The organism is Mesorhizobium sp. M1C.F.Ca.ET.210.01.1.1, from assembly GCF_004791585.1.
In the GTDB taxonomy this organism is placed as follows: domain Bacteria; phylum Pseudomonadota; class Alphaproteobacteria; order Rhizobiales; family Rhizobiaceae; genus Mesorhizobium.
The window spans coordinates 22,194-38,006 of the sequence record NZ_SRUU01000032.1; the positions used below are offsets into that span (position 1 = coordinate 22,194).

Sequence of the window (15,813 nt, forward strand, 5' to 3'; positions counted from 1 at the left end):
AAAGGCCCGGCAAAGCCTACCATCTGGAGAAGCCCTGATGACCGACCGCATCGAGATCGCCGGGTTGCAGATTGCCCGGGAGCTCCATGACTTCGTCGCCGAGGAGGCCGCACCCGGCACGGGCATCGCCGCCGAACAATTCTGGACCGGTTTCTCGGCCATCGTCCACGATCTCGCGCCGAAGAACCGCGCCCTGCTCGCCAAGCGCGACGCGATGCAGGAGAAGCTCGACGACTGGTATCGCCAAAACGGCGCGCCGCTCGACATGGAAGGGTATAAGACCTTCCTCAAGGAGATCGGCTATCTGGTGCCGGAAGGCCCGGCCTTCAGCGTCGGCACCGAGCATGTCGATCCGGAAATCGCCGTCGTCGCCGGGCCGCAGCTGGTCGTGCCGGTGATGAACGCGCGCTATGCGCTCAACGCCGCCAACGCGCGCTGGGGCTCGCTCTATGACGCGCTCTACGGCACCGACGCCATCCCCGAGACCGGCGGCGCCGAGAAGGGCAAGGGTTTCAACCCCGCGCGCGGCGCCAGGGTGATCGCCTGGGCGAAGGATTTCCTCGACCAGTCCGTGCCGCTGACCATCGGCAAATGGGCTGGCGTCAACGGGCTCTCGGTGGCGAACGGCGCGCTGAGAGCGGGCGAGGGTGCCGGCGCCACCACGCTTGCCGACCCGAAACAGTTCGCCGGCTATCGCGGCGATGCCGCCAATCCCGAAGCCGTGCTTTTGGTCAGGAACGGCCTGCACATCGAGATCGTCATCGACCGCGCCAACCAGATCGGCAACACCGACCCGGCCGGCATCGCCGATGTCGTCCTCGAGGCCGCTTTGACCACCATCCAGGACTGCGAGGATTCGGTCGCCGCCGTCGATGCCGAGGACAAGGTTGTCGTCTACCGCAACTGGCTCGGCCTGATGAAGGGCGACCTGGCGGAAGAGATCAGCAAGGGCGGCAAGGTGTTCACCCGCAAGCTCAACCCGGACCGCCGCTACACGGCGCCGAATGGCGGCCAGCTGCTTTTGCCCGGCCGCTCGCTGATGCTGGTGCGAAACGTCGGCCACCTGATGACCAATCCGGCGATCACCGACCGCGATGGCCACGAGGTGCCGGAAGGCATCATGGATGCAGCGATCACCGCGCTGATCGCGCTCCACGATGTCGGCGAAAACGGCCGCCGCGCCAATTCCCGCGCCGGCTCGATGTATGTGGTGAAGCCGAAGATGCACGGGCCGGAGGAAGTCGCCTTCGCCGTGGAAATCTTCGACCGCGTCGAGGTCCTGCTCGGCATGGCCAGGAACACCATCAAGATGGGCATCATGGACGAGGAGCGACGCACCACCGTCAACCTCAAGGAAGCGATACGCGCCGCAAGAGAGCGCGTGGTGTTCATCAACACCGGCTTCCTCGACCGCACCGGCGACGAGATCCACACCTCGATGGAAGCCGGCCCGATGATCCGCAAGGGCGACATGAAGCAGGCCGCCTGGATCTCCGCCTATGAGGCCTGGAACGTCGACACCGGGCTCGAATGCGGGCTCGCCGGCCATGCCCAGATCGGCAAGGGCATGTGGGCGATGCCCGACCTGATGGCGGCGATGCTGGAGCAGAAGATCGCGCATCCCAAGGCCGGCGCCAACACTGCCTGGGTGCCGTCGCCGACGGCGGCGACGCTGCACGCCACCCACTATCACAAGGTCGACGTGCACGCCGTGCAGGCGGCGTTGAGGAGCCGGCCGAAGGCCAGGCTCGACGACATCCTTTCCGTGCCGGTGGCGGTGCGGCCGAACTGGACGCCGGACGAGGTCCAGCGCGAGCTCGACAACAATTCGCAAGGCATCCTGGGTTACGTCGTGCGCTGGATTGACCAGGGCGTCGGCTGCTCGAAAGTCCCCGATATCAACGATGTCGGCCTGATGGAGGACCGAGCCACGCTGCGCATCTCCTCGCAGCACATCGCCAACTGGCTGCGCCACAAGGTGTGCTCGGAGATCCAGGTCAGGGATTCGCTGCAGCGCATGGCGGCGATCGTCGACCGCCAGAATGTCGGCGATCCGCTTTACCGGCCGATGGCGCCGGACTTCGACGCCTCCATCGCCTTCCAGGCCGCCTGCGACCTGGTGTTCAAGGGGACAAGCCAGCCCAACGGCTATACGGAGCCGGTGCTGCATGCCAGGCGGCTGGAGCTGAAGGCGAACGAACGCTAAGGGGTTCGTGCAACGCGTCGATCAATTGTCGCGTCAAACGCCCGGGATCGAACGCGACAGGAAGACGTCTGTGTGCCTGACATGCTCTGGCGTCTCGCGGAAAGCGGCGCAAGGCTTGAAGCCAAACGCCTCATACACGGCAATGGCGTGGCTCATATAGAACGTCGTGTGGATCAGCACTGTGCGGGCCGGGCCTTTCTCGATCTCCGCCAGCACGGCGCCCATCAGCGCGCGGCCTATGCCTTGCCCGCGGAAGGATGCGTCGACGAAGAACCGGTGAAGCTCCACCATGTTGTCGCCGAACTGGTCGAAGGCTAGGCAGCCGGCCGGCAGGCCCGCCGATCGCGCAATGAATGCCATAGCGTCCGACGCGCCGAACTGCGCCGCCAGCTGAAGACCGCTTGTTTCGGGATGAAAGAGAGCCCTCACATCCTCCGCCGAGACGCCATACGGTTCGGACGCGTCGACATCCCATTGCGCAAGCTTTCGGCAGAGCGCTGCCAGCGTCTCGAAGTCTTCGGCGCTGCGCGTCGGTAAAACTGAAATCATCGCCATGCCCCGACCGGATCCGCGCCACCGTATCATGCGCGACCTTCGGGCGCGAAACGGCCGTCGCCCAGCCGGCAAGCAAGTGCGCGCCGATCACATAAATGAGATGTCGAGGTGATCGCCGGCCGGCCCTGGGTGCCTTGACGATCAGTAATCTAGCTACTAGTTGGTAGAGACGCGAAACGAGAGACCCGACCATGTCTGGACAAATGAACAATCACAGCCGCGCCCCGTCTTCGACCGCCTGGCTCAAAAGCTACTATTATCTGCGGTTTGCCGTATCGGCGGCTTGGGTTGCCGTGGCTTTCACCGTTGCGAAGAACGATCCGCCGCTCGCTGCCGTCATGCTGGTGGCCTACCCTGTGTGGGACGCGCTCGCGAACTATGTCGATGCCCGGCGCACAGGCGGGCTCAGCCGCAACAGGTCGCAACTGCTCAACGTCGTCGTCAGCATCGTCACCGCGATTGCGGTCGCCATCGCGCTTGGCCGCAGCATGAATGCGGTGCTCTCGGTCTATGGCGTCTGGGCCGTTGCCTCCGGCGCGTTCCAGCTTCTGACCGCGCTACGTCGCTGGAAAACCAACGGCGCCCAGTGGGCGATGATCCTGAGCGGCGCCCAGTCGGCGCTGGCTGGCCTGTTCTTCGTGAAGATGGCCGGCGGTACGGAGGCCATTGGCATCGCCAACGTTGCGCCCTATGCCGCTTTCGGCGCCTTCTACTTCCTCGTGTCCGCCGTGTGGCTTTCGGTAAGCGGCATCGTTCGGAAGTCGCCGCAGGGGGTGAGTTGAGGTTTCTTCCTCTGGAAGTTAGGCATGTCCATGAACAAGCCTTCGAACACTGCCGACGATATCCTGGCCGCCGCCCGAACCTTCATCGTCGCCGGCGGCTATAACGGGTTCAGCTACGCGGATATCGCCGAGGTGATCGGTATCCGCAAGGCCAGCATTCATCACCATTTCCCCAGCAAGGTCCACCTCGTGCAAACCCTGGTCAGGCGCTACCGCGAGGATGCCGTGACGGGCATGACGGAGCTTGAACGCAATGTGCCTGAGCCGCCCGAACTGCTTCGAACCTACGCCGGCTTCTGGGCCCAGTGCATTGAGGACGCGAGCAGGCCGTTCTGCGTCTGCGCCCTGCTCGCCAGCGAGCTTCCCGTGCTTCCGCCTGAGGTTGCCGTGGAGGTCCGGGCGTATTTTCAGTTTCTCTCAGGGTGGCTGAGCGGCGTCATCGGGCGCGGCGCCGAGCAGAAGAAATTGACAATCTCCGCCGCGCCGCGCGTCGAGGCGGAGGCCTTCATGGCGACCGTTCACGGGGCAATGCTTTCTGCGCGAGCCTACGGTGATGCTTTGACCTTCGGCATGATCCTGGCGCCGACATTGCAGAAGTTGATCCCCGGAACCGACTGACGTGGATAAAAGCAAGGCCGCGCCAGGAACCGCCTGGAAAAACGGACCCTGCGCGCGTGCCTGCTGTGATCACGCCGCCTGCGCCATCCGCTCCGCGCTCATCCGATAGGAGATCGCCTCGGCCAGATGGATGCGGCCGACGGTCTCGCTGGCGTCGAGGTCGGCCAGCGTGCGTGCGACTTTCAGCACGCGGTGATAGGCTCGCGCCGAGAAGGCGAGCTTCTCGCTGGCGTCCTTGAGCAGCGTCAGTCCGGCGGCGTCGGGCCTGGCGATCTCCTCTATGATCGCCGGCGGGCAATGCGCGTTGGTGGTGGCGGCAGCACCCAGCCTTTCCAGCCGCTCACGCTGGATGGCGCGGGCGCGGGCCACGCGCTGCGCCACCGCCGCGCTCGTCTCCGCCTTGTCCGGCCGGATCAGGTCGCTCGTCGACACCGCCGGCACTTCGATCCTGAGGTCGATGCGGTCGAGCAGCGGGCCTGAGATGCGCGCCTGGTATTCGGTGCGGCAGCGCTCGCCGCGCAGGCAGCGATAGCCGGGCTCGCCCGCCATGCCGCACCGGCACGGGTTCATCGCCGCCACCAGCTGGATGCGCGCCGGATAGGTGACGCGATGATTGGCGCGCGCGATCACGCAGTCGCCGGTCTCCAGCGGCTGGCGCAGCGCATCCAGCGTCTGCGGCGTGAATTCCGGCAATTCGTCGAGGAACAGCACGCCGTGATGGGCAAGCGACACCTCGCCCGGCCGCACCCGCAAGCCGCCGCCCACCATCGCCGCCATCGAGGCGGAATGATGCGGCGCGCGGAACGGCCGCCGGTCGGTGAGCTTGCCTTCGCCGAGCTCGCCGGTAACGGAAGCGATCATGGAAACTTCCAGCAGCTCCTTCGGCGCCAGCGGCGGCAGGATCGAGGGCAGCCGCTGCGCCAGCATCGACTTGCCCGAGCCGGGCGGGCCGACCATCAACATGGCTGACCCGCCGGATTTCGGATCGTGGCGCCCGATTCGATGGCAGCTTTGCGCCTGATGTCGGTCGTACAAGCAAACTCACTCGCTCCCCTAAGCAGACGGCGGCGCTGATCATAGTCCGAGATGCTTGTAGACAGTTGTTCGCGAGAGGCCAAGGCGGCTGAGTCGCTTCGTTGATGTCGGAGCGGATCGGGATAACCGGCGTCCGGTCGCGAGGCTTCAGGATCGGCTCTTCCAGGCGGATCTCGGAATGGCCAATCTGGTCGAGCGGAATCTGGCGGCCGTCCCTGCTGATCAACGAGAAATCCGCCAGGCGCGATGGATCCAGCCGCTCCCCACCGGCGCTGCGCGCCACGATAGGGACAATGCTCCAAGACGCTCCCTTTGGTGTCGTCGGCAATTCCGGAATGGGAACCTATCACGGCGAGGAGGGGTTCCGGGCACTGTCACACGCCAAGACCGTGCTCACGCGTCATCGGTTCTTTCCAACCGAACTGTTCCATCCGCGGCTCGGAAGCTTCGTGCAGAAGGCCGCCCCTGCGGTTCTTCCTCGGCTCCGGAAACGATGAACTCAGGTAGCCGAAGTCGGCTGCGTGACGAGAGCTATGAACCAAAAAATTCGGCCAAACCTAACGGAGGAATCATATGACAGGCGGAGAGCGGCTCTAGTCTAGGCGAAAAGAAAGAAACGGGCCGGATAGCGGCCAGTGCGAGAAATGGCGTCGCGCGGGCAGCGTAATATTTTTGAGACTTCGTACCACCGGAACCCGGAACACTATGACTGGCTGCGACGTTGCGGTGATTCCTCTCGCACCTGCTGCGGCGTTTTGCCTACCCACTCCCTGAACGCACGGGTGAAGGCGCTGTGCTCGGAGTATCCGAGGAGCAAAGCAACATCGACGATCTGCAGCCGGGGATCCCGCAGATATGACGTGGCAAGCTGATAGCGCACGAAATTGAGCTCGTCGCGAAAGCCGGTGCCGGCGGTCCTCAGGCGACGCTGCAGGGTTCGAGAGGAGCAACAGAGCTTCACGCTAACCTTCTCGATATCCGGCTCTCCCTCGAGCAGCAGGTGGGCGATCGCTTTGCGAACCTGTTCGATGACTTCCGCCTCCTGCGGAAGCTGTGACAACAGGCGGTCTGCATGCTGTTCGAGAACCAGAATCAGGCCCGGGTCGGGACTCTTCAGTGGCGACGCTAGGAAGTCGAGGCCGACGCGAATGACAGGTTCAGGTCGCTCGAATTTGACCGGGCACCCGAAAAAGTCCTCGTAGGGTCGGATGTCAGTTGGCTCGAGGTGCGCAAACTCCACCGCCGACAGATTTGCGACGCCGCGCACTATGCTGCGGCAAAACTGCGTAAAAACCGCGAACCCCGTCTCGGTGACCAACCGCCCAGGACGGTACCGGCTGATGTCCCAAACAACATCAACCCAACCGGGGCCAGCCCGCCGGGACATCGGAACCACATCGAAGATCAGCCGCTGGTAGCGTTCCAGCCGCTGAAGCGCAGCGCCGAGATTATCGCAGGCGAGCAGCACCGGCCCAAGGATGCCAAGATGCCGGGCCGTGATCGTTTGGCCGACATGCAGGCCCAGTAGCGGGTCGCCCAGGTGCTGCTCGGCGCACGCCAACATCCGCTCCCAGCGATCCACGTCCACTCCACCCAGGCCGGTCGGATCATGCTCGGGCCAGGGCTCCCCAAGCACCGACTCGGGGGTATGTCCGTGAGCCTCCAGATACTCGTAGAGAAGTTGGGCGTACGTCTCGGGCACCACCCGTCGGTGCAACGGTTTTCCCATTCCGATTGGTATTGTCATCGTGGCGCAAAGTGTCAAGCGAGTTGTCGGGAAGTGTCAAGACTACACCGCCTGCCTCATCGAGAATTGTGGTCCGACGACTCGATGGGGACCGCGATGCCTCAGCAATCCAGACAAATCCTGGAGCCGACCGATGTTCAGTTCACCTCGGGCGGCCTGAGCTGCAGCGCCTGGCTGTATCGCCCTTTGGGCGACGGGCCATTTCCCGTCATTGTGATGGGCCACGGCCTCGGCGGTACGAAACGGATGCGGCTGCCGGCGTTCGCCGAGCAGTTCGCGGCCGCCGGTTACGCCTGCCTTGTCTTCGACTATCGGCATTTCGGCGACAGCGAGGGCGAGCCTCGCCAGCTACTCGACATCGGGCGTGAGCTCGAAGACTGGAAGGCCGCGGTCGCCTATGCACGCAGTCTCGATAACGTGGACCCCGCGAAAATCATTCTCTGGGGTTCCTCGTTCGGCGGCGGCCATGTTCTGTCCACCGCAGCCGACGACCCCAGGCTCGCGGCCGTCATTTGCCAATGTCCCTTCACCGACGGTGTCGCGTCGAGCCTCGCCATGAATCCCGTCACCTTGCTGAAGCTCACAGTCCTGGCGCTGCGCGATCGCATCGGATCGTGGCTGTGCGCCAAGCCGGTAATGGTCGCGACGGCAGGCCGACCGGGCACGACGGCCCTAATGAATGCGCCGGACGCCTACGACGGGTATCTCGGAATTATGCCACCCGACGGCGGTGTCCCCAACCATGTCGCGGCGCGCTTTGCGCTCGACATCATCCGCTACTTTCCGGGTCGCCGGACGCCGCAGATACGCAGCCCGATCCTGTTCTGCGTTTGCGACACCGATTCGGTCGCGCCGGCGAAAACCACGCTGCGCCACGCCAGCCGCGCGCCGCGACATGAAATCAAGCGGTATGTCGACGGACACTTCGACATCTACGTGGGGAAGGCTTTCGAACGAGTGGTCCGTGACCAACTGGACTTTCTGCGCCGCACCGTTCCCCCACGAATTAGTTCCCGACGCCACCAACCAGGTGCCCACGAATGACGTACGACCTCAACCGAAAAGTGGTTTTAATAACTGGCGCCGCCGGCGGCATCGGCGCGGCCACCGCACGGCAGCTCTACGCGAGGGGCGCGTCCCTGGTGCTTACCGACATGCAGCAGTCGGCAGTCGACTGCCTCGCCCAAGAGTTCGACGGCGCGCGCGTGTTGCCGCTGGCGCTGGATGTCACCGATGCCTGCGCGACGAAGGCAGTCGTGCGCAAGACCATCGAGAAATTCGGGCGTCTCGATGTCGCCTTTGCCAATGCAGGGATCTCCTGGCGCGGCACGCCCGGCACCATCATGGGCTGCGATGAGCGGGAGTTCGAGCACATCGTCGAGGTGGACCTATTCGGCGTGTGGCGCACCATCCGAGCCGCGCTGCCGGAGGTTGTTCGCAACGAAGGCCAGATCTTGGTAACCTCTTCCATCTACGCCTTCCTCAACGGCGTTGCCAATGCACCCTATGCCGCCTCGAAAGCCGCGGTGGAGATGCTGACGCGATCGCTGCGGGTCGAACTCGGCGGCACCACGGCTACGGCCAGCGTTATCTATCCGGGCTGGACCGCGACGGCGATCGCCAAGGCCGCTTTCGGCGGAAACGCGCTCGCCACACGGATGAACGAGGTTGTGCTCCCCAGCCCTCTGCGTCGCCCCATCCAGCCTGAACAGATGGCGCGGGCGATCGTGAAGGGAATCGAGTCGCGCAATCCCCGCATCATAGCGCCGGGCCGCTGGGCGCCCATCAATTTGCTGCGTGGCGTGTTCAACGCCGTGATGGATTGGCACTTGCGGCGGCACGCGCGCTTCCAGGGACTATTGCGCGAGCTGGAAGCGCAACAGCCTGCTCGCTCACGGATGCCTGCCATACAGGAGCCACGGCCAACGGATGAATGGATTTCCGCGTGACTTTTGACCTCAACGACCGCACGATCCTCATCACCGGCTCAACTGGCGGACTGGGTCGCGCGTTAGGCTCTGCGCTGCGCACCAAGGCGATCATCGCCGCCGGCGTCGAACGTCAGAGTCTTTCGTGCAACGTCACGATTTGAAGCCGCTCGCAACAGGGCCTAGCGACTGCAATCGATAGACCCTTAAACCATTGGCCAACGCAACATCTCTGTACCGTCAAAAAAGACCTCATTTCCCACTCCCGGGCTTTCGCGGACCATGACGAACTGAATTTTCAGACGCGCGGTGGTCGGCACCCCATTTTCGGTGCTCTCGAAGGCCAGAATAAGTTCCGGTCTGACGGTAACTTCGACCAGATCTGGCTTTCGTTTTGCAGACTGATCGAAAGCATCCATGATCAGCGTGAACGCTTCTTCCGCAAGATGCTCAAGGACGAACCACTGCTTTCGCCAGAAAAGATTGGCACGGACGGCGCCGACACATTCCCATTCGCGATCAAAGCATCGGTCGATTCCGGGCTGCTGAGAGGAAGGTTGGGACCGCTCCTCCACGAGGGAACGGTCCCATCATCTACGCCGCCTGAACGGTGCCTCGGCCGACGAGGCTGATGTCGTCCGGATTGATGAGGTCCGAACTCGTCCAGCCGGAAAGATCATATTCGCTCATGCAGTCCTTCACGATCGATTGCATCGAAGCCAGATCTCCGGTCGCGGCAGCGGCGTTCAGGGTTTCAATCCTCAGGTTCTCATAGTTGCCGGCATAGTTTCGTTCATACAGTTCGTGTCGTCCGCCGAATTCGGTTCCGATGGCGTCCCAAAGCAGTTTCAGCAGCTTGACGCGGTCGAGCGCTGCGTAACCGTTCGAGCCGCGCACGAAGCGGTCGAGATAGGGCCGGATCGCCTCGCTCTCGAAATCGGCTGAACTCGACGGCAGGTAGATCAGGCCGCTGGCGACGTGCCGTTCAATGAGCTCCTTGATCCTGGGGTAAGCCACCGGTGCCAGCACGCGGTAAGCAAGCCCGGCATTGAGGTTGGGGAGGTTGTAGCCGTCGGTACCGTCCCATGGAACCGGCGATTTGACCATGGCGTCGCCGAGCGCATGGAAGGTGTTGCGCCATGCGATGACTTCGCCGACGCCTGCCTGGACGCCGCGGAAGTCCTTTGATCCCGTCGCCTCGACAGCCATCGAAAACAATCCGGCGATGAAGTCCAGTTTCACCGACAGGCGCGTCAGGCCATGCAGGGTGAAGCGCGGGACGAAGCCGGATGCCGGGAAGAACTGGTTGATCTTGTCGACGTCGCCATAGATGAAGATGTTTTCCCACGGAACCAGAACCTTGTCGAAGACCAGGATCGAGTCGTTCTCGTCCAGACGGCTGGAGAGCGGATAGTCGAAGGGCGACCCGGTTGCCGCCGCGTTGAACTCGTAGGACGAGCGGGCGATCAGCTTGATGCCGGGCGAGTCCATGGGCGCGGTGAAGATCAGCGCGAAGGACTTGTCCTTGATCGGGATGCCGTAATGGGCGATGAAGTTGTAGTGGGTCAGCGCCGAGCCGGTCGCCACGACTTTCGCGCCCGACACCACCACCCCCTTGTCCGTTTCCTTGTCCACATGCATGAACACGTCGCGGACTTCCTCGATCGGACGGTCCCGGTCGATCGGAGGGTTGACGATGGCGTGGTTCCAGTAGTCGAGACGTTCCTGGGTGCGGGCATACCAGTTGCGGGCGTTCCCGGCATAATCTCCGTAGAAGGCCGAATTGGCGCCGAGCGTGCCAAGGAAAGAGGCCTTGTAGTCGGGCGAACGTCCCATCCAACCGTAGGAAACCTTCTGCAAATCGGCGATCGCATCGCGCGACCTGACCAGATCCTCGGTGGTCTTGGAGCCGAGGAAAAAGGGGTGCGTCAGCTTCCCCGAGCCGGTGTCCGTCAACACGCCGATCTCGTTCTTCTTTTCGTGGAAGCGGTCGTACCAGCGCGCAACCATGCGGGCCGAGTTACGGAATGCCGGATGTTGGGTGACATTCTTGACGCGCTCGCCATAAATATAGATTTCGCGGCCGTCCTGGATGCTCTCCAGGAATTCGGAACCGGTGTAGGCATCGGTTCCTGGCGCTTGGGTATCAAGCACCGGCTTGGTAGCCAGATTATGCATATCCTGTACTCCTCCATTGGGCCGGACCAGGCATTCGCTAGCCGGCGTCGGAAAGGGTTCCTCTTCCCTTTCGAGGCCGGAGGCTACGCGCCGATGAAGTGCTAATGATAGGTATCATGCGATACCGGATCGGGTATCGCGGGCGTCGCCACCTAGCGTTAGATTTCTCACGTCGAGGGTGCCGAGAGGATGGCGCCCCCGGTCGCGAACATGGGAGGAGACCATGGTTCACCCCAGACAAATCGAGACGTCCGTCCATCGTGAGAACGTGCTCAGGCTTCCCGCCAGCGTCCTGACGATCGGGTCGTTCGACGGCGTGCATCGCGGGCATCAGGAACTGATCGGAACGGCGGTCATCGCGGCCCGCACGCTCGGTGTCGCGTCGGTGGTCTACACGTTCGACCCGCCTCCCAAGGCGCTGCTGTGCGGCGTCCGGCCGCTGACGTCGATCGAGGACAAGTTGGCGAGGATCAGCCTGCTGGGACCGGACCACATCATCGTCGCTCGCTTCGACGCGGCGTATCGGGCCCGCACGGCAGGTGACTTCGTCAGCGAGATCGGCGCACTGAAGCCGCGGGTCATCTGGGTCGGAGCAGACTTCCGGTTCGGTTCCTGTAAGAGCGGCGATCCGCTGCTCCTCGCTCGCTACTTCGACACCCGCATCCTTCCGGCCGTGCGTTGCGAGGCCGGAGAGATCGTGTCGAGCTCGCGTATCCGCGCCCTGATAGCCGAGGGACGCTCCGTCGAGGCCGAGATACTCGAAGGCTGGTCCGGCCGGTCATACGCGCGTGCTGTTCTTGCAAGCGGGGGATCACATGTCACCGCTTGAGCAACGGACGTTCCGCGATGCATGCGGGCTTTTCGCCACGGGGGTCAACGTCATCACCACCCATTGGGATGGACACGACCACGGGATGACCGCCAACGCATTCATGTCGATCTCGCTCGACCCGCCGCTGATTGCGATCTCGATCGCCGAGAAGGCGCGCATGCTTGGAAAAATACAGGCTTCGGGCCGATTTGCTGTCAGTGTTCTGGCGTCCGGCAAGGACAAGATCGCCTGGCATTTTGCAGGCAAGCCCAATCCCGAGCTTCACGGCCTCTTCGATTCGCTCGACGGGCTGCCGGTCGTCCGCGGCGCGCTCGCCACCTTTTCGGCGGAAGTTCGCGACGAGATCCTTGCCGGCGATCACACGATCTTCGTCGGCCACGTCCGGGCGCTCAACTGGGACAGCAATGCCGATCCGCTGCTGTTCTTCAAAGGCAAGTTCGGCGCGCTCGAAGACACCCGCAAGGCTCCTGCAAGCATGCCGCAGATCGAAACTGAACTCATGTGGTGACCCCAAAAAGAAGCCCACGCTGCCATTCAAGGAGGAAAATATGCGCAATGTGACCCAGCAAAACATCTCGGACGTTGTGATCGCAGCCTTGTCTTCGGATATCCCGGCGCGCAATCGCCAGATTCTTGAGAATCTGATCCGGCACATCCATGCGTTTTGCATCGAAACCAAGGTGACGCATGCCGAACTGATCCAGGCCTGCCAGTTCCTGGTTCGCGCCGGCCACATCTCGGATGACGCCCGGAACGAATTCATCCTGCTTTCCGACATCCTCGGAATAGAGGTCCTCGTCGACATGCTCGACCACACCGTCACGGACGGCGAAAGCGAGTCGACTGTGCTTGGGCCATTCTATCGCGAGAATCCGCCGGTGCTGCCGAAAGGCGCCTCGATCGTCCAGAAGAGCTTCGAAGGCTGTCAGAGCGTGCGCGTCAGCGGCGCAATCAGCGACACGTCGGGGCGGCCCATTCCGGGCGTCATCATCGATGTGTGGGAAGACGCTCCGAACGGTCTCTACGAACAGCAGGATCCGGAGCAGCCCGATTATAATTTGCGGGGCCGTTTCCTCACCGATGAAGAGGGCCGGTACGAATTCGTCGGTATCCGTCCGGCGCCATATCCAATTCCCTACGATGGGGCGGCCGGCGAGTTGCTGAACTATATGGGCCACCATCCGTGGCGGCCGGGGCATATTCACTTCATGATCCAGAAGGACGGTTACCAAAGCCTGGTCTCGCAGATCTACGACGCCGACACGAAGTACCTCGACAACGATGCGGTCTTCGCCGTCAAGGAAAGCCTGATCGGCAAGTTGCACAAAGCGCCTGCCGGATCGGACACGGACCTGGTCATGGAATTCGACTTCAAGCTCAAGCCAAAGGCTGCCGAAATCGCCGTTGCGGCCGAATAACAGTCAGCAATCAACCCGCCTGGTGCTTGCCCAGGCGGGTTCTCCCGAGGGCAGTCGGTATGTCGATCAACGTCACCGAGAACGTTCCACCGCGCGCCGCTCCCATCGAGCTTGGGCGCGACACGCGGATCAGATCGATTGTCGCGACTATCATCGAGGCGCCGACACTCCGTCGTCACAAGCTTTCGAATACCGAGATAGCGCACCAAGGGTTCGTCCTCGTACGCGTCCAGCTTGAAAACGGCGTTACCGGGATTGGTGAGGCCTCCACGCTCGGAGGACCGCGCTGGGCTGAAGAAAGCGTAGAATCCATCTGGGCCGCCATAGCGAACTACCTCGAACCTGCGCTCGTTGGTCAGAACGCCATGCTCTTCGAAGCCAATGCCGTGCGCATGGCCAAGGCCGCAACGCGCAATTTCGCGGCAAAAGCAGCGGTGGAGTCGGCGCTGTTCGACGCCGTCGGCCATACGCTCGGCCTGCCCGTCAGTGCCTTGCTTGGCGGACAGGTCAGAGATCGCATGGGTGTCATCTGGGCGCTTGCTTCGGGCGATGCCGGGCAGGAACTCGAGGAGGCGAGGGAAAAGCTCCGCCTGCGCCACCACAAGGATTTCAAGATCAAGCTCGGCTTCAACTCGCCGGAGGCCGACATCGTGCGCTTGCAACATCTTCGTGCCGGCCTGGGTGACGATGTGAAGCTGATCGTCGATGTCAATCAGGCGTGGACCGAGGCGCTTTGCATCCGGCTTTTTCCAGCGCTTGAGGAACTCAATGTCGCGTTGATCGAGCAACCCGTTCAAGCAAGCCAACGCGAAGCGATGGCGCGCGTCGCGGCCCGCACGCGCATTCCGCTTCTCATCGACGAGGCTGCGTTCACCAATTCGGAGCTGGCCAGCGTGGCGACGCAGGCCTGCGGCAGCGTCTATTCGCTGAAGCTGGTCAAAAGCGGCGGCCTCCTGGAGCTCAAGCGGGCCGCAGGCATCGCCCAGTCGTTCGGAATCGAGCTCTACGGCGGTTGCCTGCTGGAGAGCAGCATCGGCGCCGCGGCCCACATGGCCGTCTTCTCGACACTGCCTCGCCTCGAATGGGGGAGCGAACATTTCGGCCCGCGAATACTGGTCGAGGATCTCGTCGCTACGCCGCTGGTGTTCGAGGAGTTCGAAATACGCGTGCCGACCGGGCCGGGGCTCGGTGTGACGCTGGACGAGGACAAGGTGCGCATGATGGCGCGTAAGATGTGAGACCGACCATGCCGCGCGTTCTAAACTTACGCCAGCGACTCGATGGCATGGCGGCCGCCCTCGAGCGGAGACCTCATTTGCTGCGGCTTGGCCGCCTCTTCAACGAAACCATCCTGATCGAGGTCGACCAGGAGGAATTCTACCTGACCTTCGAGAAAGGAAGGGTTGTCGAGATCAAGGAAGGTCCGAGCAAGAAGCTCCCTTGGCGGTTTGCGCTGCGAGCGAAGGGCGATGCATTGCGCGAATTCTGGCAACCTCTGCCTAAGCCGGGTTTCCATGACATTTTCGGCCTGGTGAAATACGGAAACGGCAGCATCGACGGCGATATCCTGACGCTGGTCAAGAACTTGCGGTACTTCAAGGAATTCATGGCGCTGGGACGCAAGGAGGGTTTCTCATGAAATCTTCGATCGAGCCGATCGTCGGCCGCTATGTCAATGTGACGGTTGGAAGTGCCCGGCAGCGCATCTACTTCGAGGAAGCCGGCCAGGGGCGTCCGGTCGTGTGCCTTCACACGGCGGGCGCCGACACGCGGCAGTGGCGGTCCGTCCTGAACGACGAGGCGTTCACCAGATCTCACCGGTTCATCGCCTTCGACATGCCGTGGCACGGAAAGTCGCCGCCGCCGGAGGGGTTCGAGACCGAAGAGTATCTGCTCTCGACCGAGACCTACATGGAGACGGTGCTGGCATTCTGCCGTGCGGCAGGGCTGGAGAAGCCTTTGCTGGCCGGATGTTCGATGGGTGGGAGGATTGCGCTGCAACTGGCAGCCCTCCATCCTGAATCCTTTTCGGGTTTCATCGCGATCGAGGCGTCCGATTTCCAGCCGGCATGGTATGACATCGACTGGTTTCACCGGCCCGATGCGCATGGCGGCGAAATGGGCGCCGCCCTGGTCTCGGCCAATATCGCGCCGCAGGCGCCCGACGCAGAGCGCTGGACCACACTGTGGATGTTCATGCAGTCCGGGCCAGGCGTTTTTCGGGGAGACCTCAGCTTTTACACGTCCGATGACAGCCTCGTCGGCCGGCTCGGGTCCATAGATACGCGGCGCACGCCCGTCCATATCATGTGCGGCGAGTACGACTTGACCTGCACTCCTGAGGACGCGCAACGCACGGCAGCCTCGATCAAGGGTTCCACTCTTGCGATCATGAAGGATCTTGGTCATTTTCCGATGAGCGAGAACCCCACTGCCTTCAGGGCCTATTTCAAGGAGGCACTGGAAAGGGTCACGCGGGTGCCTGCCCGGCTGATGGATGCCTGACAAACGGCC

At 62.8% G+C, this 15,813-nt stretch carries 15 protein-coding genes and 3 pseudogenes; 13 read left to right on the plus strand and 5 right to left on the minus strand.

Annotated elements, in window-relative coordinates; translation table 11 throughout:
• Positions 1–37: 37 nt before the first annotated feature.
• A complete protein-coding gene (locus EN853_RS27000) occupies positions 38–2,206 on the plus strand; it encodes a malate synthase G (RefSeq protein ID WP_127862153.1) in 2,169 nt (722 codons plus the stop codon).
• Positions 2,207–2,239: 33 nt separating this feature from the next.
• Here EN853_RS27000 and EN853_RS27005 read toward each other — a convergent pair whose 3' ends face one another.
• Positions 2,240–2,755: a GNAT family N-acetyltransferase gene (locus tag EN853_RS27005; RefSeq protein WP_127862154.1), complete on the minus strand. Its 516-nt coding sequence runs from the start codon at positions 2,753–2,755 to the stop codon at positions 2,240–2,242.
• Positions 2,756–2,952: 197 nt separating this feature from the next.
• Here EN853_RS27005 and EN853_RS27010 point away from each other — a divergent pair, with 197 nt between their 5' ends.
• Both EN853_RS27010 and EN853_RS27015 read left to right on the plus strand, forming a co-directional pair.
• Positions 2,953–3,543: a DUF308 domain-containing protein gene (locus EN853_RS27010; RefSeq protein ID WP_127862155.1), complete on the plus strand. Its 591-nt coding sequence runs from the start codon at positions 2,953–2,955 to the stop codon at positions 3,541–3,543.
• 30 nt (positions 3,544–3,573) lie between these two features.
• A complete protein-coding gene (locus EN853_RS27015) occupies positions 3,574–4,161 on the plus strand; it encodes a TetR/AcrR family transcriptional regulator (RefSeq protein ID WP_127862200.1) in 588 nt (195 codons plus the stop codon).
• A 69-nt stretch (positions 4,162–4,230) separates the two neighbouring features.
• Here EN853_RS27015 and EN853_RS27020 read toward each other — a convergent pair.
• The 3 genes and pseudogenes from EN853_RS27020 to EN853_RS27030 all read right to left on the minus strand — a co-directional run.
• Positions 4,231–5,139: pseudogene (locus EN853_RS27020) on the minus strand (ATP-binding protein); the annotation flags it as partial.
• Between the two features lie 58 nt (positions 5,140–5,197).
• Positions 5,198–5,488, minus strand: a pseudogene (locus EN853_RS34805) (hypothetical protein); the annotation flags it as partial.
• A 411-nt stretch (positions 5,489–5,899) separates the two neighbouring features.
• On the minus strand, positions 5,900–6,778 hold the full coding sequence (locus EN853_RS27030) for an AraC family transcriptional regulator (RefSeq protein ID WP_210234811.1): 879 nt from the start codon (positions 6,776–6,778) through the stop codon (positions 5,900–5,902).
• A 261-nt stretch (positions 6,779–7,039) separates the two neighbouring features.
• Between EN853_RS27030 and EN853_RS27035 the strand changes: the two genes are divergently transcribed.
• The 4 genes and pseudogenes from EN853_RS27035 to EN853_RS27045 all read left to right on the plus strand — a co-directional run.
• Positions 7,040–7,987 carry an alpha/beta fold hydrolase gene (locus tag EN853_RS27035; protein ID WP_210234812.1) on the plus strand — a complete coding sequence of 316 codons (948 nt, stop codon included), beginning with the start codon at positions 7,040–7,042 and terminating at the stop codon, positions 7,985–7,987.
• Positions 7,984–8,892, plus strand: a complete 909-nt coding sequence (locus EN853_RS27040; protein ID WP_127862159.1) for an SDR family NAD(P)-dependent oxidoreductase — start codon at positions 7,984–7,986, stop codon at positions 8,890–8,892. The genes EN853_RS27035 and EN853_RS27040 overlap by 4 nt, the downstream gene beginning before the upstream one ends.
• Positions 8,889–9,035: a hypothetical protein gene (locus EN853_RS34160; protein WP_167524614.1), complete on the plus strand. Its 147-nt coding sequence runs from the start codon at positions 8,889–8,891 to the stop codon at positions 9,033–9,035. Before EN853_RS27040 ends, EN853_RS34160 begins: the two co-directional genes overlap by 4 nt.
• Positions 9,036–9,299: 264 nt before the next feature.
• A pseudogene (locus EN853_RS27045) lies at positions 9,300–9,419 on the plus strand (IS6 family transposase); the annotation flags it as partial.
• A gap of 46 nt (positions 9,420–9,465) precedes the next feature.
• Here EN853_RS27045 and EN853_RS27050 read toward each other — a convergent pair.
• Complete coding sequence (locus EN853_RS27050; RefSeq protein ID WP_126061718.1) at positions 9,466–11,049, minus strand: 4-hydroxyphenylacetate 3-hydroxylase N-terminal domain-containing protein; 1,584 nt, start codon at positions 11,047–11,049, stop codon at positions 9,466–9,468.
• A gap of 223 nt (positions 11,050–11,272) precedes the next feature.
• On the opposite strand from EN853_RS27050, the gene EN853_RS27055 reads away from it, so the two are divergent.
• The 6 genes from EN853_RS27055 (at position 11,273) to EN853_RS27080 (ending at position 15,804) form a co-directional block, all read left to right on the plus strand.
• Positions 11,273–11,878 carry an FAD synthetase gene (locus EN853_RS27055; protein WP_127862160.1) on the plus strand — a complete coding sequence of 202 codons (606 nt, stop codon included), beginning with the start codon at positions 11,273–11,275 and terminating at the stop codon, positions 11,876–11,878.
• Positions 11,865–12,389, plus strand: a complete 525-nt coding sequence (locus tag EN853_RS27060) for a flavin reductase family protein (protein ID WP_127862161.1) — start codon at positions 11,865–11,867, stop codon at positions 12,387–12,389. The genes EN853_RS27055 and EN853_RS27060 overlap by 14 nt, the downstream gene beginning before the upstream one ends.
• A gap of 40 nt (positions 12,390–12,429) precedes the next feature.
• Complete coding sequence (locus tag EN853_RS27065) at positions 12,430–13,299, plus strand: dioxygenase (protein WP_127862162.1); 870 nt, start codon at positions 12,430–12,432, stop codon at positions 13,297–13,299.
• A gap of 59 nt (positions 13,300–13,358) precedes the next feature.
• The gene (locus tag EN853_RS27070) at positions 13,359–14,537 is read left to right on the plus strand and encodes a muconate/chloromuconate family cycloisomerase (RefSeq protein ID WP_127862163.1); all 1,179 of its coding nucleotides are present in this window, start codon (positions 13,359–13,361) and stop codon (positions 14,535–14,537) included.
• 77 nt (positions 14,538–14,614) lie between these two features.
• Complete coding sequence (locus tag EN853_RS27075; RefSeq protein ID WP_245517199.1) at positions 14,615–14,938, plus strand: hypothetical protein; 324 nt, start codon at positions 14,615–14,617, stop codon at positions 14,936–14,938.
• Positions 14,935–15,804, plus strand: a complete 870-nt coding sequence (locus tag EN853_RS27080; RefSeq protein ID WP_127862165.1) for an alpha/beta hydrolase — start codon at positions 14,935–14,937, stop codon at positions 15,802–15,804. Before EN853_RS27075 ends, EN853_RS27080 begins: the two co-directional genes overlap by 4 nt.
• Positions 15,805–15,813 lie beyond the last annotated feature (9 nt).